This window comes from Pirellulales bacterium (assembly GCA_019636335.1).
Classification (GTDB): domain Bacteria; phylum Planctomycetota; class Planctomycetia; order Pirellulales; family JAEUIK01; genus JAHBXR01.
This window is the reverse complement of the sequence record JAHBXR010000019.1, coordinates 118436-141040: the sequence shown is the minus strand read 5'-3', so window position 1 is coordinate 141040 and position 22605 is coordinate 118436. Positions and strand designations below refer to the sequence as shown.

The following is a 22605-nucleotide window of genomic DNA, read 5'->3' as shown; positions in this document are numbered from 1 at the left end:
AACGTTACAATTACTCGTAACAACTGTTACCGCGCCGAGCAGGCTTATGGGTTTGGACTTATTGGACATTCGCTTTCGCGTCGAGCGATCGTTCGGGATCAAGATCTCTGACGACGAGTTTCTTGGTATGGTGCGCGACAACGACATCACCGTCGGCGATCTTTATACGTTCATCTTGCAGAGGCTGAACTTCCGTGATGTTGGCCGTTTCGATCTTGCAATCAACCGCCGTCTCTGGACGGAGCTCCAGGAGGTGTTGTCGCTAGTGATCGGTGAGCCGTGCGGTAAGATCGAGCTTGGAAGTCGGCTCGATTCGTTGTTTCCTCGCGAGACCCGCCGGGCGCAATGGGATGACTTGCGCGAAGCATTACCTTATCACATCCGCGAACTGGAGTATCCGCGCGTCATCCCCGTCGTAGGTTTTCTACTAGCGGCGGGAGTAGTGGCCATCGAGCAGTTTCACCTCTGGCAGCTCCCCTGGTTCCGCTGGCTTTGGCCCCTCTTCGGCCTGTTCGGACTGTGGATGCTCGCCGAAGCCTATTTCAAAATCATGAACGTGTTTGCGCCGTTTCGCACCCGGTTTCCCGCGCGAGTGAAAACGGTCAAGGATCTTTGCCGTACGGTCCTGGCCAACAACTATGCAGAGATCTGCCGTGGCAGCGTGGTGCATCTCGATGACCGCTCCCTTGAGATATGGCAAACACTGGTGGAACAACTGTCGCATGCCGTGGGGGTCGAAACAGATCACGTCACGTTCCACAGTCGACTGATTCGCGACTTGGGGATGGAATAGTCCTTGTGTCCGCCTAGCCAAGGATGTTCGGACCGTGGCTCGATGCTCTGTTTGCGCGGCGACGTCGGTGGCGGGATCCTCCTAAATACGTGCTGATCGCTGCATTCCTGACGATTGCTCAGCACAATCGTCAGCACTTCCCCCACTAGCGACCTGGCAATTCTGCCCCCACCCCGGCGCACCCTACTCTTATGTAGAGGCGGCACATGGCGTGTCGTTCGCGGTGATTGGCAGGAACAAGATCGAAGGAGTATTTCATGCGTTTTGGTTGGCAAACGTTGCTTTGCACCGGACTGGTGATGCTGGTGGCTCTGTTCACGATCGAACGTCATCTGCCGGCTTGTACGCGAGCCCTTTACGTCTCGCCCGACCACGACTTCGTCCTCGTGGGGCGCAACATGGATTGGCCTGGCGATATGAAGACGAATCTGTGGATCGTCCCACGTGGTGGCGAGGGGCATGGGCTGGCCGCGCACAATCCGCTCGAGTGGCAGGTCAAGTACGGCAGTGTTGTCGCCACCGCGTATGATGTAATCTCGACCGACGGCATGAACGAGGCCGGCCTGGTCGCCGCCATGCAGTGGCTGCCCGAGACGAACTATGGCCAGCGCGACGAGTCGCGCCCCGGCTTGTGTGTCTCGATGTGGTTGCAGTTCTGTCTGGATAGTTTTGCGACGGTCGACGAAGTAGCCCGCTACTTCCAGGAGAGCCAGGTGCAGATCGTGCCGGCGATATGCCCCTACGACGTGATCGCTCCGCTCACGGTTCACCTGGGTTTGTCGGACAAGACGGGAGACAGCCTGGTGCTCGAGTACATCGACGGCCAGGTGCATCTCTACCGTGGAAAGGACGCCGCCATCATGACGAATTCGCCGACGCAGGATCGGCAACTCGCCTATCGCCGGCAGTTCAAGGGACTGGGGGGCGAACGCGACATGCTGGGGGACTGCGAGCCGGAAAACCGCTTCGTGCGTGCGTCGTACTTCATGGACGAGTTGCCCACGCCGCAGAACCAGACACAGGCCGTGGCCGAAGTACTGAGCGTGATGCGCGCCGTAGGGCAGCCTTACGGTCGCAAACAAGGGGGAGAACCCTTTGCCGCAGCCACCGTGTGGCGCACCGTAGCCGACCTCACCGATCAGAAGTATTACTTCGAATCGACCACGGCGCCGAACCTGATCTGGGTCGACTTGACGAAGATCGACTTCACGCGAGCGCAGCAACTGACACTGGTCGATCAGCCGGATCGGGTAGGGGACGTGACCAAGGATTTCAAGGCGCACGCCCTCTTCACGCCACTCGCCCCGAGCGAGGAGTCGCACTAAGCAGCGACGATCGAACGTATCACCTCGTATTGAGCACGGCCCCTGAGCAACCATCGCTCAGGGGCCGTTTTTTTGTGGGAAAGTTCGGGTGCGAGACCGCAGGCACGCCTGGCGCCAAGTGCCGTGGGTGTCGTATCTTGCGCGGCGGCGACCCACGTGTCCATTTTCTTGTCGATCGGTCGCAGTACCGTTCGACTAGCTGGTAGAAACGCAGCGATGGCTCGCACGCGGGCCATGTGCTGCGCGAGCATCGATCACCCCGTCGTCATCGAGGAGCATCATCATGCAGATGACCAGCAAAATCGCGCCTTGCTTGTGGTTCGACAACCAGGCGGTCGAGGCGGCCCAACTTTACACGTCGATCTTTCCCCAGTCGCGCATCGTGCGCACCAGCTACTACACCGAGGCCGGCAACGAAATTCACGGACGTCCAGCCGGCAGTGTCATGACGGTCGATTTCGAGCTGGCCGGCCAGTCCTTCACGGCGCTCAACGGTGGACCGCTGTTCCAGTTCAACGAAGCCATCTCGTTCCAGGTGTTCTGCGACGATCAGGCCGAAATCGACTACTACTGGGAGAAGCTCACCGAGGGGGGCGAGGAAGTACAGTGTGGCTGGCTCAAAGACCGGTTTGGCGTGTCGTGGCAGATCACGCCCGCGGCCATGCAGGATCTTTTCAGCGGCGCCGATCCCGACCGGGCGAGCCGCGCCATGCTGGCGATGCTGCCCATGAAAAAGCTCGACATCGCGGCGCTCGAACGGGCCGTAAACGGCGGCTAAGCGTCGACACGGGGCGTGGGGTGGACTACGCCGCCTGGCCGGGGAGCTGACCGCCGCCGGGGAGCTTTTTGTTCTTGAGCTGGTAGACGTAGGCCAGCACCTCGGCCACGGCCGCGTAGAGCTGCTGCGGAATGGGCCGATTGATATCCACCTCTTTGTAGAGCGCCTGGGCGAGTGGCTTCTTCTCGACGATGGGAATGCCATTCTCCAGGGCCAGCTTTCTGATGCGCGCGGCAACGTGCCCTGCCCCCTTGGCGACGACGACTGGCGCGGCCATTGTCTCGGGCTCGTATTGGATGGCGATGGCGAGTTCGGTGGGGTTGGTAATCACCACGTCGGCCTTCGGCACCGCCTTGCTGAGGCGGTTCAGCACCATTTGACGCTGCACGGCGCGGCGTCGGGCAATCACTTGGGGATCGCCCATCAGGTTCTTCATTTCCTCGCGCATCTCCTGGGTGGTCATCTTCAGGTCCTGCTCCTGTTTCCACCATTGGTAGAAATAATCGAGCAGTGCCAGGATCAAGAGCGCGGCGCCGATCTTGAGCGACGTCCACAGACAGATCTCGGCCGTGTAGAGGGCGACCTGCGGTACACTCAAGCCCACCATGGCCAGGATCGTGTCGCGCTCGGCATAGAGCGCGTAAAAGGCCACCGAGGCGATGACCGTCATCTTGAAGAGCCCCATCACGAGGCGCACCAGCCCGGCCATCGAAAAGATGCGTTGGAATCCTTTCAGTGGATCGAGCCGATCGAGTTTCGGTGCCAGTTGCCCGGGCAGCCATAGCAGGCCGACCTGAAAGACGTTGACCGCGATGCCGGCGACCAGGATCACCCCGAGCAAGGGCAGTAGATAGATCGCCAGCCCCCACATGGTGCCGCCAAAGCGATTGACGGCAAAGGAGACGTCGGCCCGCATCCAGGGCTGTCCGCCGAGATGCTCGCGGAAGTACGCGGCAAGGTAATCGGACAGCGATGCGCCGAGATAGAGCATGCCGGCGACTCCCACGACCAACAGGGCCGCGCTGCCGAGATCCTGGCTGCGCGCGACCTGCCCTTCCTCGCGCGCCTGCTGGCGGCGATGGGCTGTTGGATCGTGTGTTTTATCGCCCGAATCTTCGGCCATGGGTGATCACGAGGAATTTTGCATCGCCGCGAGGTTTTCGTGGACGCCGAGGGCCTCGAACAACTGGGCCATCATCGGCTCGAGCTGTCCCTGAAAGGCCCAGACGATCGCTCCCAGCGCCACGGCCAGGGCCCCGAGACTGACGAGCGAATTCACGCCGAAGCCGAGCACGAGAATGTTCAACTGCGGCAGGGTACGCCCGACCAGTGCCAGCACGAGCGTCGCGAGCAGCAGCGCGGTCATGACGGGAGCCGCCGCCCGGGCCGACAGCTCGAAGCTTTCGCCGACGAGCGTCGAGAGCGTGTGCGCCAACCCCGAGGGAACGCCGGCACCAGGCGGAAGTGCCGAGAAGGAATCCATCAGGGCGGCCATCACCAGGCGATGACCACCAATCGCCACGAAGACCGCCAGCGTCACCAGGTTCAGCAAATTGGAGAACAGCGGCGCCGACTCACCCGAGTCGGGATTCAACAGCTCCGAGGCCTGCAACCCGCTGACCTGACTGATCAGCTTGCCGGCGATATCGACGCCGCTGAACAAGATGACCACTCCGGATCCCAGGGCGAGACCGATCAGGAACTCGCCCGTGAGCATGATGGTCAGGTCGGGCAGGGCCTGGGGGAGCATGGGCAGGTTGCCGAACTGGGGGGGCGCCACGAGGAACGCCAGGGCCGCCGCCAACAGGGCGCGAACCTGCAGGGGGACATTTGTCGAGCCGAAGATCGGCGCGATGACGATCAACCCGAGCAGACGGGTAAGCACCAGCGAAAACACGACGATCTGCTCAATGCCGGTTTCGTAAAGCCACGACACCATCGTACGGCTCGTCGGTAATTGAAGTGGGTCGGGCGGCGGCGATCCGGTGCGGACTACAGGCGATCGGGAATGTGCTCGATGAGATGTCGCGTGTACTCGAGCATCTTGGTCAACAGCCAGGGGGCGGTAAACGCCAGGGCGATGATCATCGCCACCAGCTTGGGAATGAACGCGACGGCCTGTTCCTGGATCTGCGTCAACGCCTGCAGCAAGCCGATCACGAGCCCGACGAGCATGCCGGCAATCAGCACCGGCGAGCTGATGAGCAGCATGATCATGATCGCTTCGCGGCCCAGGTCGATGGCGTTCTGTGCTTGCATGGTGCGGCTCGGCTTCCTGGATTGATCCACAGATGGACGCAGATTCACGCAGAGGGCCCCATTCGACGGCGGCACGGCCCCGTCACGTGTAGGGTGCGAAACTTTCGAGCAACATGCCGACCACAAGCTGCCAGCCGTCGACCAGCACGAAGAGCAGCAATTTGAACGGCAGCGAGATCAACACCGGGGGGAGCATGAGCATGCCCATCGAGATCGTCACCGTGGCGATGACCATGTCGAGGATCACGAATGGCAGGTAGATCTGAAAACCGATCAGAAAGGCCGTCTTCAACTCGCTGAGCATGAACGCCGGCAGCAGGGCCGCCAGCGGCACGTCGTCGTAGGTCGCGGGGGTCGGCTCGTTCGGCAGGTAGTTCATAAAGAGCCAGACGTCGTCGCTGTTGCCCGTGCGCTCGATCTGCATGGCCATGAAACGGCGCAACGGCTGCGTGCCGCTGGTCCAGGCCTGCTCGAGCGTCATTTGTCGTTCGGTGTAGGGAACGACGGCACCGTCGTAAACTTCTTTCCACACCGGCAGCATGACGACGAGAGTCATGAACAAGGAGAGCACGGTGATCACCTGCGCCGGCGGAAGCTGCTGCGTACCGATCGCCTGGCGCAAGAGCCCCAGCACGACGATGATCCGCACGAAGCTGGTCGTCATGACGAGAATCGACGGCGCCAGGCTGAGGATCGTCAACAGCAGCATGATCTGCAGGGTCGAGCTCAGCCGCTCGGGCTTCGTCCACTCCTGCGGACCGCCGGCCAACGGGCCGGGAAGATCGACGTGTGCCGAGGTATTCGGCGCGTTTTGTGCGGGACCAGCCGCGCCGGGAGAAGTCGCATCACTACCCAAGAGAGGGAGCAGCGACGCGGCAGGGGATGGCAAGGAGTCGCTCGTGATTTCCTGAGCGCCCGCGCTGGCCATCGACAGTGACAAGGTGGCCGCCACGGCCAGCATCGAGCCGATCTGGCGGAAGGACTTGCACAGCGTTCGGGTGGCCTGGTCAGGCATGGGCGCCTCCCTGGCCACGCGTGGCACGTGTCGCTCGTCGGCCAGTTCCATTGTGGTCGTCTGCGAAATCATCGCGATCTCCGTAGCGTCCCAAATCGTCGAGCACGCTTTGAAAAGCGGCAGTCGAGCTGTTGGGTTTGCGCTGCTGGCAGATGCCGACCAGGCGATCGACTTCGAGCGGATCGGTGATCTCGGTCAGCGTCTCGGCCCCGTGCTGCGTGACGTTTACCAGCAAGAGCTTGTTGCCGATGCGCAGGAGGTGCATCTGCTGACGGCCGGGCAGGGGAGCGCGGCCCAACATCTCGAGCGCGTCGCGCGGCAGGAGACTGGCGCCGCTCGGAGCACCGCGGCGCAAGAACCAGGTAGCCAGCAGGAACAATCCCAGGACGATGGCGAGACTGCCTCCCACGGTGACCAGGGTCGACGAGTCGGTCGTCCGGAGTGGCGTCGCCGCGTCCTGCTCGCCACGGGGGACCAGCCGGGGCAGCGCCGGGGGAGACAGGGGAGCCACGGCGCTGGCCGGTTGGACGTCCGAGTCGTCGACGGTCGAACGAGCGAGCGAATCTTCCTGCTGCGGCAAATATTGAGGGGGCGCGACAGCAGTTGGCGGCATCGCGGCCGGCCTTTCCAATTGGAAAGGATCGTCGACCGTAGCGTCGGGCGCCGCAATCTGTGCCACGCCGTTGGCGACTTGCGCAGCGCAGGGGTCCGCCAGCGCGCCAAGCAGCGCGAGCATTGTCGTCAGACGCGTGATGTGTTCCGAGCGACGCATCCTTGCTCGCTGTCTGGCGCTTCCTGCGCCAACGAAGATCTTGTCGAAGTAAACGTGGCGAACGGAATCAGGCCGTCTTCTTCGAATCGCTCGCGATCAGTTCCGCGACGCGGACGCAGAAATTGTCGTTCAACACCAGGACTTCACCGCGTGCCAGTAGTCGTCCGTTGACGTAGACGTCGACGGGATCGCCCGCCAGCTTGTCGAGTGTTACGACCGAGCCCTTGTGCAGGCGCAACACGTCTTCGAGGTGCATCTGCGTGCGTCCCAACTCGATCTTGATGTTCAGCTCGACATCGCGAATCAAATCGATCGTGGCGAGTTCGCTCGAGGCGGGCGCCCCGGCGAAATCCTCGAGCCGAAACGGCGCCAGATTCGCCGTCGGATCGATGGGCGTGGGGGCATTGATCGATTGCAGGGCGGCTTCGGCCTCGTTGAGCAGGAGCTCGACGTCGCGTGGGGCAACGGAATCACCCGAGTGATCGAACCCGCGTGTCGTGTGGCGGCTGGCTTGTTCGATGAGCGACTCGATTTCGTCGGCCGACGGCGCACTGGCGGCAGGCTCGGCGCCGCCCCCTTCGCGCGTGCGAGCGGCTTCGAGAAGTTTCTCGATTTCGTCCTGGGGGACGTTCTGTGACGCATCGGCCATGGAATCCATTCCTCGGCGTTACCGCGAGCTCAGTCCGCGCGCTGGCTCGACCGTCGGAGACGTATCAGCAGGGCTGTCGGAACGAACCAACGCTACTGTTCGATGAACGAGAAGTCGCTGAACACGACCGCTTGGAGAAGTGGCTTGCCAAGCAGGCGGTTAGTTGTCGCCAAAAACTTGCGTTTAATCAATCCCAACCCGGGATCGGTAAGCTCGGCAAGCTCGGCACTTCGGATGGTGGTGAGCACTTCATCGCGGAATCGCTTCTCGTTGGCATCGAAGAGGGCCGTGAATTCCGCTTCATCTGCGTGCTTGACAGCACCGTAGAGGTGAAAGTCGATCACGAGGGTGGAATTGGTCGTGCTGGGATGGAAGGCCATCACACTGAAGCGTCCCAGCTCGACCTCGACGTATTCGCCGACGACCGGCCCTTGGCTCGTGCCATGTCCGCCACCGTGACCGCTACTGTGTCCGCCGCCGTGCCCCCCGCCATGGCCGCTCCCGTGGCCGCCACCGTGATCGTCGTCGTGCGAAGCCCCGTGAGCATCATGGGCCGGAGCTGCCGGCTCTGGAGACGCCGGGGGTTCGAAATCGGACGCCGCGGCAGCCACTGCGGCCGACTCGGCCGACGAGGGCAGGAAGAGATAGGCGGCCAGGCATTCGATCATCACGATGACGCCGATGATCAAGGGAATGCGCAGTTTTGCTAGCAGCCCGCGCACCCCACCAGGGCTGGCAGATGCCTCTTCACCTTCGACCGGGTTCATCTCACGAGCGTGATCGGACATCGTTGTTCCACGAGGCTAGGGGACGCAATTCGGGAAAGGCAGTGCTGTCAGCTAGCGGCTGAAACGATTGCCTTGCGGCGCGTCCTGCGCCTGGGTGGTTTCGACGATCTCGTCCGTGAACTCGTCCAGCAAGAATACATCGACACGGTCGTGTGGCGGCGGCGCGGTCGACTCCGCCGCGGCGTTGCTCGCCTGGTTCGCCACGGCGATGCCCAGGCGGATGCGGCGACTCTTGATACCCATCTCGATTAGGCGATCTGCCACTTGCCGTGCTCGTTGGTAGGCCAGTTCCCAAGGGTCGCGGAACGCGACATCGTCGGGCAGCGTCGCGAAGCTCGTATAGCCACGCACTTCGATCTTCTGCGGCTTGCCCTCGACGACGTTGACGATACGCCGCAGGCTCGTTTCTCCGGCAGATGCCAGCCGCGTCTCGGCAGGCTCGAACCAGAGGGTACCCCCCGTGCGGAACGGTCCGCCTGTCGACGGAGATGTCGCGTCGCCGGCCCCCTCCGACACCGGACGGATGGCGGGCGCACTATTCATCGTGTGTTGACGTCGGGCGCGAGCGGCATCGGGGGGCGCTTGCTTCCGCTCTTCGCGCGGGGCGACCGGCGCCGTGGCGCGAGTCTCGCCGAATTGATGACGCAACGAGTTGAGCATGGCCTGGTACTGGTCGTTTCGCTTTTCTTGCTTCAGCTCGTTCAACGAGACCAACAGAATGAAGAACGTCAGCAAGAGCGACATCATGTCGGCAAACGTGACGAGCCACTCGGTCGGTGGGGCGGTGTTCTCTTCGGCCGCGGCCATGCGTCACGCTGCCTCTCGTGAGGCGTCGGCACGCAAGCGCCGCGGCAGATAGGTTTTGAGCCTCTGCTCGATGACGCGCGGGTTGTCTCCCGACTGAATGCCCTGGATGCCGCGAAGAATGATCTCGCGGGCGTGCAATTCCTGTCGGCTAAGTAAAGCTAGCTTCTCGGAAATGGGCAGGAAGACGACATAAGCAAGCACCGCCCCGTAAAGCGTTGTAAGCAGCGCAACCGCCATACCCGGACCAATCGACGACGGATCGTCCATGTTGCCCAGCATGAGGACGAGCCCCAGCAGGGTTCCGATCATGCCGAAAGCCGGGGCAAAGCGTCCCATTTGCTCGAACATGGCCTTCGCCTCGCGGTGCCGCTGGGCCACGGCCTCCATCTCCGTGCGGAGGATCTCCTCGAGCGTCTCGGGAGGCGTGCCATCGACGGCCAACTGGATGCCCAGAACTAAAAACGGATCGTCGAGCTCGACGAGCTTGTGTTCGAGCGAAAGGAGTCCGTCGCGGCGGGCCGTCTCCGACAACCGCACGAGGCGCGCCACCAGCGCCGGCACGTCGGCCGGCCGGCTGCGAAACACCTTGCGCAGCACCGCCGGCAACTGGAGAAACCGCTTCAGCGGAAAGCAGATCAAGGTCGCGGCGCAAACGCCCCCCAGCACGACCATGATCGAAGGATAGTCGATGAAGGCCTCGAACGACGCCCCCGGCGAGACAAGGACGGCGCCAGCCATCATGGCCAAGGCCACCACCAGCCCTAAGATCGTGGCAAAGTCCATCTAGGCACATACCTCTGGGTTGGGCGTGTGCGTCATGGGAGGCAAGGCGGGCAACAGGTGCTTCGAACGCTGATACTCGACCGCCCGTCGTACGACCTCGTCCATCGTTTCGCGCACGACCAGACGTTCGCCACCGACGAGGGTGACGAACGTATCTGGTCGCGATTCGATATAGCGAATCAGCTCGGCATTGAGCACGAAGGGTTCTCCGCCGAGGCGTGTCAATCGGATCATCGAGCGCCTTCCCTGGCGATGACCGCGTTCCACGCGGCGCGCCGATTAACGTCGCAGATTCAATAGTTCCTCGAGCAACTGCTGGGCCGACGTGATCACGCGGGCATTGCCGCGATACTGCGTCGACGCCAGGATCAAGTCGATCAGGTTCGAGCCGATGTCGGTGTTCGACAGCTCGACGGCACCGGCGATCAGGTTGCCGATGCCCTGCTCTCCCGGATTCGACACGATCGGCAAGCCCGAGTTGATACCGACCGAGTAGTTGTTCGAGCCGCGCTGTTCGAGACCACCGGGGTTCGCAAAGCGTGCCAGACGAATCTGTCCCAGATCGCGTTCGGTGCCGTTGTCGAAAATGCCGCGGATCTTGCCGTCTTCACCGATGATGTAGTTGGTGAGCTTACCGGGGGGAAAGCCGTCTTGGCGTGTCGCCGCCAGCGTGCTGGTGGGGGATGCCAGGCCCGAGATCTGCGTGAAGTCGAGATGGAACTCCAGGGGCGAACTCGACGGCACGTCCTCGCGGCTGATCGAGACGGTGTTGTTCGTGGCCGAAGTGAAGTTGCCTTCACCGTCGAAGCGGATCAGCCCCGTGCCCACCGACACGTTGACATTCTTGCTCCCGGAGGGATCGTTGTCGGGCGAATCGGCGAACCAACGGTAGACCGTTTCGCTGCTGCTCGTGCTTTCGAGCACCGCCGTGATGCGGACACGCAATGGAATGCCGAGCGTATCGAACACGACGAAGTCGGCCACCGCACTTTGCCCGACGGCTTGCTGTTCGACGCCGAACGGCAGCACGACCTGTCGCGTGCCCGTGGCCGTGGTGAACGAGAAGCTCGACAGACCGATCTCGATGGCGTTGTCGGCGCCGTTATTGCCCACGAAGCGGATCTGGCCCCCCGGCTCAGTGAGGGTCTTGATGGTCACCGAGCCGCCGGGCTGATCTCCCGAGAGCAGGTCGCCAGGAATCGGATTGGCTGGATCGGGTCCCGGCGCCGATTGGATGCCGAGCGACTCTTCGATGAACTGAATCAGCGCGTCGACGTCGGTGTTGGCGTCGATCACCAGACGTTTCGGATCGTCGACCGGCGGGACGGCACGCCCCCCCTTCTCGCCCGAGAAGTTCAAGGTGCCCACTTCGAACATACTGGTGTAATTTCCATTGCTATCGCGAGAGAGCACATTGACGAGCTTCGTGCTACCGGTGATGCGCGGTCCATCGAAATCGAGCGTTGGATTGCCGACGATGTCGGAGTCGGCAAAGCCATCGGTAAATTCAAGGCCCGGCGTGCTGGCGCTGTTGATCTCGGCGATGCGGTAGTAGGTCGAATCTTGTCCCTCGGTGTTGCGATAGATGCGCATGCCCGTCCACTCCGAAGAGGTGGCGGTGGGCAGATCCGTCAGGCGCAGGCGACCATCGACGACGGAAATGGGCCCCATGAGCTGCGACGGACGGCTTTCGCGGCTGCCATTGAAGAACGTGACGTAATAGCCGTACGTGGCCGTGTTGACGTTCTCATTGAGAACGGTCTGCGAGGTGAGGGCCGCGTCGGACATGGTGTCGCTGAACGTGGTCACGCCGTTGGCGACCTCGCCCACCAGGTAGTAGGGATCGGTAGCCGCCGCGCCTTCTTCCTGGCGATAGATGCGTTTGACCGCATAAGGAGGCGTGGAGCCGCTCGTCGGCAGGTTCGAAAGATCGAGCTGCGTTTCGCCCGGATCGACGGTGGCCGTGAACGAGAGAGATGGCACGCCCTCGGAAGGCGTAAGCGAACTGACGGCTCCTTCGGCGTAGACGACCTTGTAGCGGTAGGTGCCCGCGGTCATCGACCCGCCCGTGGTACTGTTGCTTGCCACGCCACTCACGACGGGAGCGACCGGCGCGGCGCCGGCGGCTGCCGTGCCCAACACGGGGCGTTCGAAAACGCCGTCGCCCAGAATACCCGAGGAGATGATCGAGGCAGTGTCCGCCACATGGCCGGTCGGCGTGAGCGTGCCCTGCAAGGTCACGGTCTCGGTGGGCTTTGCCACGGCGGCCGAACCGAGGGGAATCTCGAGGGGCGTGAGCACAGTGGGCTGGATCTCGAAATCCTTGTTCACCCCGTAACCGAGCACGCGGTCACCGTTCAACGTGACCAGTTGGTTCGCGGAGTTGATGTCGAAATTGCCGTTGCGCGTGTAGAGCTGCTCGCCCAGGGTGGATTGAATAATGAAAAAACCATCACCCTGGATGGCCAGATCCGAAGGGCTCGTGCTGATCTCGATCGTGCCTTGCTTGAAGTCGGTCGTGATCGCCGCGACCTGCGTGCCAAGACCGATCTGACGCGGATTGCGACCACCCGAGTTCTGTGTCGGGGCCGAGCCCAAGCTGAGCGTCTGCAGAAACTGCGTGGCAAAGAGCGCCTCGGACGCCTTGAAACCGATCGTGCTCGAGTTGGCCACGTTGTTGCCGACGACATCGATCGTCGTTTCCGCGGCGCTGAGGCCCGTGATGGCCGTGCTGAAAACTGAGGACAAACCCATGTGAAACTCCCCCTCTTCCGATGACTTGTCGTGTGGTTGTGTGCTCGTGGCCCGGCTACTCGCCGGGCGTGGACTCAACGGATCGTGCGGGATAGAAACTGCGGCGGTTTAAGCCTCTGGCTGGATGGATCGAATATTGGTCAGTGGGATTCTCTCGCTGCCGATGTGGAGCATCGGCTTGCTGTTTTCGATGGTCACGCTCTCGACGCGGCCGGCAATCTCCTTGCCCGATTCGGCCAGACCAGTGATCTCGCGATTGATCATGGTGCTGGCACTGACGAGCGTTTGCCCCAGCAAGACCGATTCGAGCGTCTGCCGCATCTGATCGGTGGCCTGAATCTCGCGCATCTGGCTGATCTGCTGCAGGATCTGCGCGTTATCCATCGGATTGAGCGGATCCTGATTCTGCAGCTCGGTGATCATGACCTTGAGAAACTGGTCAAGATTCAGGTTGTTCAGCGTATCGTGCTTGTTCGTCGTTTGATTCGACGAACCGGCGCCACCGACGGGGCTCGTAGCCATGACGAATCCTTTTTGTAATTCCGTGTGCTTGGACTCTGTGGTGGTTCTGCGAGATGCCGGTCTCAGATCACGATGTTCACGTGGCCATCCTGGATGACCGCAGTGCTGACGGGGGCCCGTTCGCTCGCCCCCTGCGTTTCAGCGGACACGGCCTGGTGTCCTCGACGTTCGTCTCGCGCGTGTTCTCGTTCGGGGTTGCCCGTGTGCTGCGGCGTCTGATCGAGCGATTGCCGCATCAGATCGACGTCGAAACGTTCGAGCTTGATATTCTGCTCGGCCAGACGATCGCGGAGCGCTGGCAGGTTGTCGAGCAGGACCTCACGCGCGGCAGCCGTCTCTGCCTCGACGTGTGCGGTAACCGTCCCTTGCCGCACGACGATCTCCATGCGCAGACTCCCCAACTCCGGCGGAGTGAGTCGCAGACGCATCTGACCGCCATCGGCCGACGTGGCCGAAGTTTGAATGGCCTTCGCAACTCGGTGTACCAACCGCAGACGCTCGACATCGGTCAGAAGCTGCGATCGCGGAGCAGCGTCCGCTTCGCGGGAAGGACCGGCGTGCGGGCGCCCGGTACGCTCGACGGTGGCATCGCGTGCGGCTTCGGCCTCGTGCCGCGACTTGGCCGGCGAGGCGTGCTGCTCGGGAGAATCCTGGGGAGCACCTTCGTGGTTCGCCTCGATGGCCGGGACGCGATCTTGATCGCTGACGCCCTTGGCGACGGTCGTACCTTGCCCGGTCGAATTCTCGGTTTCTATCGGCACTGCCGCGCTCGCGGCGCCCATCGGATCGGTGGTAACGTCGGTCTTGTTCTTTCCGACGGACTCGGCCGAACGGTCGGCCGTCGGTTCACGCCGCCTGGCACCTGTGGCCGGCTTGCTCGACTCGGTATCGAGAGGCGACCTGGTCGGCTCGTCCTCGCTGGTCGCCGACTCGTCCTGCACGTCCGCACCCGATCGGCTGACGTTGCGAGCATGCATGTTCCGCGAGATTTGCACTTGTGCTTGCTCGCCATCGGTCGGCTCGGCATGGCGGGAAGACTCTGCTTCCACCACCTTACTGGTCCGCGAGGATGTCTCTTCGGCCGTGTCCTCGGCGCCGACCGCAACTTCGTCGATCGGTGCCGTCACGGCTGGCTCAGCTTCCGAGGCCGAAATTGCTTTTGGTGATGACTTCGCCTCGTCGGTTGCACCGATCTTTTGTACTTTCTCGGCCAGCGATTTGCGTGTCGACTTGCCGCTGACTTCGGCGTGCAGGTCTAGCGTCTCGCTGGCCTGCTCCGCGCCGCGTTGCAGTTGGTCCTCTGACTGAGATTCTTCCGTCGGCGCGGTCGCCGACTTGATGCATGTATCGAGATTGGCCAGTGCCGCCGCGATCGCATCGTGCTGCTCGTCTGCATCTCCGTCATCGTGTTCGTTCGTGGAATCGACCTTCTCGGGCAAGGTGGCGGGCGAATCCTTATCTCGCGGCGAACTGTCCGTGGCGGCGCCTTCGCCGTTTGCCGTCGTAGAGTTTCCTTGCGCGACGTTGGACGGCTTGTTTTCAGCCGAGTTCTCGGTGGCCGTCGGCTGCGCCCCGTTCGTCTTATAGGGCTGGGGATCGCTGCTCGTCTCGGTCGGCTTGGGGCGGCGGTCGGCGGGGCTGACAGGCTGGGTCGAGACCGGCGACGAGGGCTGCGGCTTCTCCGGCGCGGTAGGGGCTACCGGCAAGGGGTCGGGCAGGCGACGCGCCTGGGCCAGGTGCTGATCGAACATACCTGTCCCCAGCGGCGCGCCCGTGCTACGCGACGTGGCAGGCGCCGTACTGAGCGGGGCAAAGATTCCGTCGAAAGCGAACTGCGGCATGGCTTATGGCGCCTCCTGCGCCGATCGTGCGGACTGATTCCGTGTTTCATCCACCAGGCTGGCCAGTGGTTCGCCCAACTGAATCTGCCGCAAGATGGCTTGTAGTTTTTCCGTCTCTTCCGGCGTGCGAAATTCGGCCACGATCTTGGCCTGCTTCGTCACCGGCATCTGGCTAAGCATGTTGACCACGGCCTGCATCTCGCCGCTGTCGACCATCTTCAAGATCAGTTCCTTGGCCTGTTTCGGCTTCACGCTTTCGAGAATCGACCGCACATCGTTCTCACCCTCGGACGTGGCCGAATTCTGTAGCTCGGCCAAGCGTTCGTCGAAGGTAGTCCGCTCTCGGTCGAGGCGGGATTTCTCCGCGGTCAGCGCCATGCGATCCGCGTCGAGTCGTCCCAAGCCTTGTCGCAGCGAGATGAGCCGCAGCTCGATGTCGCGCAGCTTGACGGCTCGGGCGTTGACCACCGCCTCGTACGAGGCTTGTTCCTGGCTCGCGTCCACCGCCTCGGGACTCGGAGGCGCGGCCAGCTTGGCAAGGTCGATGCCCTGCAAGACCGCGGAAATCTGCGAAATCTTGCCTTCGTCGAGCTGTTGCGTAGCCATCAGGTAGCCCAGGATGATGGCCAGCGACAACACCGTGGCGACGCAGCTATAGACGAACAGGGCGACGAGCGCGCGCAGCAGGAGACCGATCATTCGTCATCCTCCCGCCAGTACCGCCGCGCGGCCACTTCGTCGAGCTGCTGGATATCGCGGCGATTCATCTCGGCCGCAAACTGTTCGGCCTGATTCTCGCGCAGGCGTTCGAGAATCCGCACCTCGCGATCGGCGGCGACCAGCGCCAGGCGGCGACGTTCGATTTCCTCGACGATCTCGCCGCGCTGGCGTTCGACGCTCTGGCGCTCGGCGCGCAACAACAACTCATAGCGTTCGGCTTCGAGGAGCGAGTCGAGTTGGATGCGTTTGCCAGGCATCGTGGCCGTGACAGGCACGCGGCGTTGTTCCGCCAATTCGGTGTCGATCTCGCGAATGCGGTTTGCCACGATATCCTCGGCGCGATGCGCCTCGGCCAGGCGGTTGCGACGCTCGTCGCGCGCCGCCTCGCGGAGCTTGAGCAGGGTCGTCAGTCGAAAGCGGAACGTGTTGGCTGCCATAACTCAGTTCAACCGGTGCGAAGACCGCCAGGGTTTTGTGCGGGGGTGGATAGGGCTTGTCGCTTTTGGGCCGCGCTGCGAATCAGGTTCTGCAGGGCGGTGCGGGTGTCGGCCATGTTGCTCGGCTCGTCCATCGCCTGCCGCAGGAAGGCATTGATCTCTCCTTCCATGGCGATCGCCAGATCGACCGTCGGGTTGCTGCCGCGGCGGTAGGCGCCGATCGAGATCAGGTCGGCGTGCTCGCGGTAGGCAGAGAGCAATTCGCGGACGATCGACGCGGCGGCTTGGTGCTCTCGGTCGGCCACTTCGGTCATCAGTCGGCTGATGCTTTCGAGCACGTCGACGGCCGGATAATGGCCGCGGGCGGCGATTTTGCGCGACAGCCAGGTATGGCCGTCGAGCAAGCCGCGCACCGCATCGCTGATCGGTTCGTTCGGATCGTCGGCCTCGACGAGCACCGAGTAAAAGCCCGTGATACTGCCCTCGGCGTCGTAGCCAGCCCGTTCGACCAGCTTGGGCAGCATGGCAAACACCGACGGGGGGAAGCCGCGTGTCGTCGGCGGTTCGCCCGCGGCCAGGCCGATCTCGCGTTGTGCTTGCGCGAATCGAGTCAGCGAATCGAGCATCAGGAGCACGTCGCGTTTCTGATCGCGGAAGTATTCGGCAATGGTCGTGGCGGTACGAGCCGCACGCACGCGTAGCACCGCGGGGGCGTCGCTAGTGGCGACGACCACGACGCTACGTGCCATGCCTGTTGGGCCCAGATCGCGTTCGATGAACTCGCGCACTTCGCGGCCGCGTTCGCCGATCAGACCGATGACATTGACGTCGGCCGAGGTGTAGCGGGCCATCATGCCGAGGGTACTGCTTTTGCCCACGCCGGAGCCGGCAAAGATGCCCATGCGCTGCCCCTTGCCGCAGGTGAGCATGCCATCGAGCGAGCGAACGCCCGTGGTCAACGGCGTGGCGATGCGCTGGCGACGCATCGGAGCGGGGGGCGTACGATCGAGCGGGGCACGATGGGCCAGCACGGGCTGGGGTCCGCCATCGATGCAACGTCCTTGCGCATCGACGACGCGTCCCAGGAGTTGATCTCCCACGTGCAGCCAGGGGGTGGTGCGGACCATGCGCACGCGGTTCCCGCGACGCACGCCCGAAATATCATCCCAGGGATAAATGATCGTGAGGTCTTCGCGAAAGCCGATCACTTCGGCCGTGAGTGGGTTGCCCGTCTCGCGGTCGATCTCGACGAGCGCTCCGATCGGCGCCGGCAGACCCGCCACGGCGGCGGTCATGCCGACGATCCGCGACACGCTGCCTGCGAGCGCGGTCGGCATGATCTGATCGAGTTGTGATTCGATAGCGAGCATGGCGATCTCAGGTGAGTTCTTCTTCAATCCGCGCGAGCTGGGACTCGAACTGCTGATCGATCGAGCCGAAGTGCGTCTCGACGCGGCAGCCACCTCGCGAAATCCGCGCGTCGGCGATCGTCTTGACCGTTCCCAAGCGGTCCATTTCGGCCACCAGCCGCTTGACTTGCGGGGCCAGCGCCTCGTGGTCTTGGGGATTCATCAGGATGCGAATGTCGGGGCTGCCCGCGGCAAGCTCCAGGGCCTCGCGCACGAGCGAGAGCGTGATCTCGGGTTGGTGCTTCAACTCGCGGCGGACGACGCGGGCCGCAATCGCGGTGGCCAGATGCACGGCGCTCTGCTCCCAGTTCGCCAGAAAGGCGACCCGCGAGCGCTGGATTTCGTTGACTGCCTCGCGCAGCGCCGGCAGCAGCGTGGTCATCTGCTGACCGAGTTTATCGGTGGCAATCTGCTCGATGGCGGCCATGCCCGCCCTGCGCCCCTCTTGCTCGGCCTGCTGGCGAATGGCGTCTGCTTCTTCCTGTGCCTTGCGCACGATCTTGGCCGCCTCACCGCGTACCTGTTCGAGATAGTTTCCGGCGCGCTGGTTGACATCCTCGAAGTCGAAAGCGACTCCGCGGACTCCCACGGTCTGATCGGCGTGTTGCTTCAGGACAGGCATGCGACTGGCAAGCTCGGGTGGCGGGTAGGATGAAAACGGGTTCTCAGGCGGCCATGCTCAGCGTCGCGCGGGGCGAGACGCCTTCGATCACGCCCTCGTCGAGCAACTCGCTCGCCAGGCGCGCGAGCTCGTCCTGCGCGGCCTCGAGATCGCTCAGCAGCAGCGGACCGAGCGATTCGATCGCCTGATCGAGCTGTCGCGGCCTGGTGGCGCCGAAGAGGGTCGTAACCCGGGCCACGAACTGAGGCGTCGAACCGGCCAGCGCGAGCAGCACGACCTCGCGGCCGGCCGATTGAAAGACCACCGTCAGCGAGCGATCGTCGAGACGCATGAACTCGGCGTACGTCATCGACGAGACGTGCGCGGCCAACGGTAAGGCGACGACCTCATGCGGCTCGTCGCGACGCAAGCGTGCGGCAAGCTGACGATCGTGTTGCGCGAGGTTGTCGAGCAGATGGCGCGAGGCGTCTCCCTCGGCGGCCTGCAGAATTCCTTCGAGCGCGGCCAATCCAGTAGCTCGGCGCTTGTTGGCCCGCACCGCGTGATCGAGCCGTCCCGAAAGGACGCGTTCGACTTCGTAGAGCGTGAGGGCATCTGGCTCGTCAAGGTCCGACAGGCGGCGCATGACCTCGGCTTGCAGGGCCGGGGCCAGGCGATGCAGCACCGTGGCCGCCTGCAGCGGCGGCAACTGCGACATCACGAGCGCTACGATTTGCGGTCGCTCGTCGGCCAGGATCGACGCGAGGGTCGCCGCGTCCGTCGACCGCAGCGGCTCGAAATTCGGCAGGGGCATCGCCGCCGCTTCGTCAATCCGCATGACGGTGTTCGCGGCAAGCTGCTGTTCGACGGTCGAGCTCAACTCGAGCGTATCGCCTCCGACGGCGGACGGGGGCGAGCCGCGGAAGAACTCGTCGATGATCGTGCGTTGTTCGACGGGGTCGATCTCGCCCAGGCGCGCCATCTCCGCGTAGAGGCGATCGGCCTCTTCCGCAGGCATCGACGCGACCAGGCGATCGGCCGTCTCGCGGTCGAGACTGGCGACCAGTATGGCGGCCTTGCGCAGCGGAGGGTGGTTCATTGACTGACTCATGGGATAGCTCGACTAGTTGACGTTGCCAATCCAGGAGCGAAGGATGTTCGCCGCGGCGTCGGGGTTTTCACGCACCATCTCTCCCAGTTCATCCTGCAGCGAGGGGCCCGACTCGAGACGGCGCTTGATGATCGGCGGAGCGGGCTTGGGCGCCTCGTCGTTCGTTTCGTCCGGCAGATTCACCTCGGCGGGCATCGGCTCGGCCGCCGGCGCCGAGCGGACCATCGAGCGGAGCATCAACAAGCTGAACCCAGCCAGGCCAAACGTGCCGATCGTCGTCCAGTAGTTCGAGAGCCAGGCCAAGGCCTGATCCGAAAAGCCGGGGACCGCGAGCGGCGGATCGGTCAGCGAGATAAAGCGATTCACCGCCACCATCTGCTCGAGCGGCAACGTGTTGTCTTGCGGCACGACGTTCGCCACCGCGCTGCGAATGCGCACGGACTCTTCCTGGAAGATCGTGGCCAGGTCGGCGTCGGTAGGTTGCTTGGGCTCTTCGCCGGCGGGCGTGGGATTCTGGCGGCGCCACAACTCCTCGAGATAGCGGCTCGGAATACCGATCGACACGGTGACGCGGCGGGGCGTCAGGCCGACGATCTCGGTTTGGCCACTGGTGTGTGAAACGACATTTTGTGTTTCTGTATCCGAGGTTTCATCTTGCGAGCGCGTGGTCGGTGTGGCCGCTCCGCCCGCCAACCCGGCCGGCCGATTGGGCCCTTGCGCCGCGAAGCCCGGGCGCCCGGCCGGCCCCGCCGACTCGGTGAGCGACGAGGAGGTGTTCTCTCGGATCGAGGTAGCGACCGCCTTCGGATCGACCTTCACGTCCGACTCGCGTCGGATGCGGTGAGGGTCGAGTTCGACGTTCACGCTCACCGTGGCGCCGCGCACCAGCGAGAGCATGTCGAGGATTTCTCGCTTGTACTGGTCCTGATAGGCTCGCATGCGGGTAAAGTAGGCATCGTCGGTGGCCGATCCACCGTCGCTGGAATCTCCCGACCAACTCTTGCCGGTGCTGCGGTCCACGACGGTCACCTGTCGGGGCAGCAGGCCGGCGATGGCTCCCGCCACCAGGTTGCGAATCGATCGCACGCGTTCTTCGTCGAGAGGCAGCGAGCCGGTCGGCTGCACGCTGACCATGGCCGTGGCCACCGCATCGCCACGCAAACCGCGGCGATTCTGCGTATCGAACAGGACCGTGGCCGCTTCGATGCCCGACATCTTGTGAATCGTGTCGGCCAGCACCTGTTGCTTGGCCACTTTCATCAACTCGTCGCGCTCTTCCGACGTCGTGAAGGGACCGGTGTCCTTGATGGTCCGCAGCAGGAATTCGCCGAAGCCCGTGGGCAGGGCATTGCCGTCGGCCAGCGCCGCGATGTACGCCGCTTGCTTGCCGCGCGGGATACGGATCATGTTGTTTTCGACTTCAAAGTCGCTCAGTCCAGCCTGGCCGAGCGCGGCGATCGCCTTGGGCAGCTCCGTGCTGGGAAAGGGATGCCCATTCATGAGGAAGACATCCGGGCCCGCCACATTGCCGCGAAACAAATAAGCCAGGCTCACGACCACCAGGACCAGCAACAGGCCCGCCGTGATCCGCGCACCGGGAGTCATCGAGCGGAACAGCTCGTTCGCCTGCGCGAGGGCCTTGTTCAGAAAATCCATGCTGGAAGCTCCACTATTCCGTTCCGCACAACCACTAAGCCAAGGGCGTCCAACGGAAGCCCGGAATGCGTGAGTTCACCGTTCTTTAAAGTGGCTCATTGGCCGCGCGCGGACAGCAATCATCCTTGACGGGCCGATTCACCGCGTGACAGGGTCGGGTCTAGACGCGGATATTCTTCACCTCTTCATAAGCCGCCAGCAGCTTCGTGCGAATCTGCATCGCCATGCGGAAGGCCATATCGGCCTTTTGCACCGCGGTGAGCACCTCGGCCGCCGTGGCGTCTCCACCGGTCATGAGCGACTCGACCGCGCGGTCCGCTTCCTGCTGCATCGTGTTCACTTGCTCGATCGAATCGAGCAGCACGTTCTTGAACGAGGGACCTCCCGCCGCCTCGGCGCCCGGCGACGCCAGCGCACCCGGCTGCGGCGGCAGCGCTATCTGCGAAGGAAGGTGAGAGTTGATCGCGTGGGCCATCGTCGCTCCTTGGCTGCCCTGGGTCGGGACAGCGCGTCAAACCAATCTCGTTAGGCCAGGATATTCAGCGTGCGATTGACGAGATCCTTGCTGATCTCGATCGCACCGACGTTTGCTTCGTACGAACGGGTCGCCTCGATCGCATCGACGAACTGCTCGGTCATGTCGATGTTGGGCAGCGCGACGTACCCTTTTTTGTCTCCCTCGGTGATGGCGTCGGGATGACCGGGATCGTACTTGTAGCGCGGCTCGATCGGATCGATCTCGACCGAACTGACGCGTACGCCTCGAGCCGCGGCCGATCCGCCCGGCACCGGTTCCGACTCGAACACCACGTAGCGTGGCTGAAAAGGCACCTTCTCTCCCGCCTCGTTGCGGGTCGTGAACAGGTTGGCCATGTTGCTCGAGATAGCATCCAGCCGCTGGCGCTGTGCGACCAGTGCGCTCGTGCTGATATCGAAGGAAGCGAGCATCCTTGCTGTCCTTTCTTCCCCTTAGTCGGGCGCCGCCATGCGCCGCGGGTTTCGTCTCTGGTTTCGATCAGGCTCGTTCGGAAATCGCTGCTTGCAGCAAGCGGAACTGGTTGTTCATGATCGCCAGGGCCGTGTTGTGCAGCATTTGGTTCTTGGCCATCTCGGCGACCGATTCTTCCACAATCACGTCCGTCTTGTCGTGGTGCAGGAACGTCAGCATCGAGTGATTGCCGTCGCGCGCCGCTCGTCCGCCGCGGAGCGAAGCGAGCGTGATCGGGGCGCCGCCCGTGTCGCGCTCGCGAATCGCCTCGCGCAGGTGCTTTTGAAACCGCACGGGAGACAGGTCGCGAGTCTTGTAACCGGGCGTGTCGAAGTTCGCCAGATTGCTCGCCAGCAACTGCTGTCGCGTCTGGGTGAAGACAACCGCCATCTCGGTGACGGGGATTGCCGTCGCGTCGAACATTGATTGGGCCATGTTTCCTAACCTCCTGCCGCGGACCTGTCTCGCGCGGCTTACGCCAAGTCACTCATTGCAAATCGAATGCCGGAGCGGACAGTGGTGCATGTGGTTCGAGGCATCCTCAACGAGTACGATTTTGCGAAACTGTTGTGCGATGGCAGGTTGCGGTCGTCCGCA

Annotated in this window: 25 protein-coding genes; 3 read left to right on the top strand and 22 right to left on the bottom strand. The window is 63.1% G+C overall.

Features of this window, described 5'->3' with window-relative positions; genetic code table 11:
• The 3 genes from KF708_18070 to KF708_18060 form a co-directional block, all read left to right on the top strand.
• A partial coding sequence (locus KF708_18070) for an acyl carrier protein (protein MBX3414599.1) occupies positions 1-793 on the top strand: 793 nt, incomplete at its 5' end.
• Between the two features lie 257 nt (positions 794-1050).
• Positions 1051-2118 carry a linear amide C-N hydrolase gene (locus KF708_18065; protein ID MBX3414598.1) on the top strand — a complete coding sequence of 356 codons (1068 nt, stop codon included), beginning with the start codon at positions 1051-1053 and terminating at the stop codon, positions 2116-2118.
• A 283-nt stretch (positions 2119-2401) separates the two neighbouring features.
• Positions 2402-2896, top strand: a complete 495-nt coding sequence (locus KF708_18060; GenBank protein MBX3414597.1) for a VOC family protein — start codon at positions 2402-2404, stop codon at positions 2894-2896.
• A 25-nt stretch (positions 2897-2921) separates the two neighbouring features.
• Here KF708_18060 and flhB read toward each other — a convergent pair whose 3' ends face one another.
• From flhB to KF708_17950, 22 genes are all read right to left on the bottom strand, one after another.
• Positions 2922-4019 carry a flagellar biosynthesis protein FlhB gene (gene flhB / locus KF708_18055; protein ID MBX3414596.1) on the bottom strand — a complete coding sequence of 366 codons (1098 nt, stop codon included), beginning with the start codon at positions 4017-4019 and terminating at the stop codon, positions 2922-2924.
• Between the two features lie 6 nt (positions 4020-4025).
• Positions 4026-4835 (bottom strand): flagellar biosynthetic protein FliR, encoded by an 810-nt coding sequence (locus KF708_18050; protein MBX3414595.1) that lies wholly within the window; start codon positions 4833-4835, stop codon positions 4026-4028.
• Positions 4836-4888: 53 nt separating this feature from the next.
• A complete protein-coding gene (gene fliQ / locus KF708_18045; GenBank protein MBX3414594.1) occupies positions 4889-5155 on the bottom strand; it encodes a flagellar biosynthesis protein FliQ in 267 nt (88 codons plus the stop codon).
• 82 nt (positions 5156-5237) lie between these two features.
• Positions 5238-6083, bottom strand: coding sequence for a flagellar type III secretion system pore protein FliP (gene fliP / locus KF708_18040; GenBank protein ID MBX3414593.1), 846 nt, complete (start codon positions 6081-6083; stop codon positions 5238-5240).
• A gap of 79 nt (positions 6084-6162) precedes the next feature.
• Positions 6163-6942, bottom strand: coding sequence for a flagellar biosynthetic protein FliO (locus tag KF708_18035; protein MBX3414592.1), 780 nt, complete (start codon positions 6940-6942; stop codon positions 6163-6165).
• A gap of 67 nt (positions 6943-7009) precedes the next feature.
• The gene (fliN, locus tag KF708_18030; GenBank protein ID MBX3414591.1) at positions 7010-7591 is read right to left on the bottom strand and encodes a flagellar motor switch protein FliN; all 582 of its coding nucleotides are present in this window, start codon (positions 7589-7591) and stop codon (positions 7010-7012) included.
• Between the two features lie 92 nt (positions 7592-7683).
• On the bottom strand, positions 7684-8379 hold the full coding sequence (locus KF708_18025) for a hypothetical protein (protein ID MBX3414590.1): 696 nt from the start codon (positions 8377-8379) through the stop codon (positions 7684-7686).
• Between the two features lie 51 nt (positions 8380-8430).
• Positions 8431-9186: an OmpA family protein gene (locus tag KF708_18020; GenBank protein MBX3414589.1), complete on the bottom strand. Its 756-nt coding sequence runs from the start codon at positions 9184-9186 to the stop codon at positions 8431-8433.
• Between the two features lie 3 nt (positions 9187-9189).
• A complete protein-coding gene (locus KF708_18015) occupies positions 9190-9969 on the bottom strand; it encodes a MotA/TolQ/ExbB proton channel family protein (GenBank protein ID MBX3414588.1) in 780 nt (259 codons plus the stop codon).
• A complete protein-coding gene (locus KF708_18010; GenBank protein MBX3414587.1) occupies positions 9970-10203 on the bottom strand; it encodes a flagellar FlbD family protein in 234 nt (77 codons plus the stop codon).
• Between the two features lie 45 nt (positions 10204-10248).
• The gene (locus KF708_18005) at positions 10249-12723 is read right to left on the bottom strand and encodes a flagellar hook-basal body complex protein (protein ID MBX3414586.1); all 2475 of its coding nucleotides are present in this window, start codon (positions 12721-12723) and stop codon (positions 10249-10251) included.
• 108 nt (positions 12724-12831) lie between these two features.
• Positions 12832-13245: a flagellar biosynthesis protein FlgD gene (locus tag KF708_18000; GenBank protein ID MBX3414585.1), complete on the bottom strand. Its 414-nt coding sequence runs from the start codon at positions 13243-13245 to the stop codon at positions 12832-12834.
• Between the two features lie 62 nt (positions 13246-13307).
• Positions 13308-15086, bottom strand: a complete 1779-nt coding sequence (locus KF708_17995) for a flagellar hook-length control protein FliK (protein MBX3414584.1) — start codon at positions 15084-15086, stop codon at positions 13308-13310.
• Between the two features lie 3 nt (positions 15087-15089).
• Positions 15090-15785, bottom strand: coding sequence for a hypothetical protein (locus KF708_17990; protein MBX3414583.1), 696 nt, complete (start codon positions 15783-15785; stop codon positions 15090-15092).
• A complete protein-coding gene (gene fliJ, locus KF708_17985; protein ID MBX3414582.1) occupies positions 15782-16243 on the bottom strand; it encodes a flagellar export protein FliJ in 462 nt (153 codons plus the stop codon). The genes KF708_17990 and fliJ overlap by 4 nt, the downstream gene beginning before the upstream one ends.
• Positions 16244-16251: 8 nt before the next feature.
• Positions 16252-17613: a FliI/YscN family ATPase gene (locus KF708_17980; GenBank protein ID MBX3414581.1), complete on the bottom strand. Its 1362-nt coding sequence runs from the start codon at positions 17611-17613 to the stop codon at positions 16252-16254.
• A 7-nt stretch (positions 17614-17620) separates the two neighbouring features.
• Complete coding sequence (locus tag KF708_17975) at positions 17621-18274, bottom strand: hypothetical protein (GenBank protein ID MBX3414580.1); 654 nt, start codon at positions 18272-18274, stop codon at positions 17621-17623.
• Positions 18275-18317: 43 nt separating this feature from the next.
• Positions 18318-19364: a hypothetical protein gene (locus KF708_17970; GenBank protein MBX3414579.1), complete on the bottom strand. Its 1047-nt coding sequence runs from the start codon at positions 19362-19364 to the stop codon at positions 18318-18320.
• A gap of 12 nt (positions 19365-19376) precedes the next feature.
• The gene (locus KF708_17965; GenBank protein ID MBX3414578.1) at positions 19377-21020 is read right to left on the bottom strand and encodes a hypothetical protein; all 1644 of its coding nucleotides are present in this window, start codon (positions 21018-21020) and stop codon (positions 19377-19379) included.
• 160 nt (positions 21021-21180) lie between these two features.
• Entirely contained in the window at positions 21181-21495 is a 315-nt protein-coding gene (fliE, locus tag KF708_17960; GenBank protein ID MBX3414577.1) for a flagellar hook-basal body complex protein FliE, read from the bottom strand.
• Positions 21496-21545: 50 nt separating this feature from the next.
• Positions 21546-21968 (bottom strand): flagellar basal body rod protein FlgC, encoded by a 423-nt coding sequence (gene flgC / locus KF708_17955; protein ID MBX3414576.1) that lies wholly within the window; start codon positions 21966-21968, stop codon positions 21546-21548.
• Between the two features lie 67 nt (positions 21969-22035).
• Positions 22036-22443 carry a flagellar basal body rod protein FlgB gene (locus tag KF708_17950; protein MBX3414575.1) on the bottom strand — a complete coding sequence of 136 codons (408 nt, stop codon included), beginning with the start codon at positions 22441-22443 and terminating at the stop codon, positions 22036-22038.
• Positions 22444-22605: the final 162 nt, after the last annotated feature.